Source organism: Sphingobium sp. CCH11-B1, from assembly GCF_001556865.1.
Classification (GTDB): domain Bacteria; phylum Pseudomonadota; class Alphaproteobacteria; order Sphingomonadales; family Sphingomonadaceae; genus Sphingobium.
In genome coordinates, this window is the sequence record NZ_LSJY01000174.1 from 1 (window position 1) to 777 (window position 777).

At 63.4% G+C, this 777-nt stretch carries 1 protein-coding gene; it reads right to left on the minus strand.

What is annotated here, in order from left to right; all coding sequences use genetic code 11:
- Positions 1 to 482: YgjV family protein (locus AX724_RS17330; RefSeq protein WP_082733585.1), on the minus strand; the 482-nt coding region annotated here is incomplete at its 3' end.
- Positions 483 to 777 lie beyond the last annotated feature (295 nt).

The window sequence follows — 777 nt, forward strand, 5'->3', positions numbered from 1 at the left end:
GATACAAGATCAACGGCCAAGGCGAACGGTGCGCCAATGAGAAGATTGTGGGCCAGCCAGAAGGGCGCGGCCACGAGAAAGACGATCTTCATCCGCGTCGTTGATCGCTGGGTCCGCGCAATGAAAGAAGATGCACCGCCGCAAGCGGCAAGGCCGGACAGGATTCCATGCCAGGTCGCCACGGTGAGCAACAGCAGCGCGAGCAACGTCGCGCCGTCGAGCGCGAGCTTGGCAACCCGGTCACGAACCACCAGCGCGACGGTGAGCTGCATCAGGGAAAGAACGCATGCGGCCGAAGCGGTAGGCGCGCCGATCAGCGCGAAGTGAAGCGCGAATGCGCCCGCGCCCGCGCCCTGCACCATGAGCGCTCCCCGGCGCGAGGGTAGGAGCGGCCAGCTCACCACGCAGCCGAGACCAACAGCCCCGAATAGGATCGCAGCTAACCCGGTGCTCGCGAGCGTTTGATCGAGGAAAAGCGACATCTATGCTCGCGTCGGGGTTGGTCCGGCTTCCACCGTGAAGGAAGAAGGTTAATGTGACGTTGTCGTCGACCGCTTTCCCATCGCGAGTCCCGGCCACAATGGCATTTGGCTTTTGTTGCGGACTGGTTCATTCTGCGCCTAGGGCGGCGCTCTTCCCCTTGGGTTCCGCCCGTGCTTGGACCAGGACAATGGTGCGTGACGCTTTCAAGCTTCTCGCCATCTCGACGTCGCTCGTGCTTTCTGGCTGCGTCAGTCCGCGAGAAATGGCCGCTCGCCATCGGGCGGCGTGTGCGAG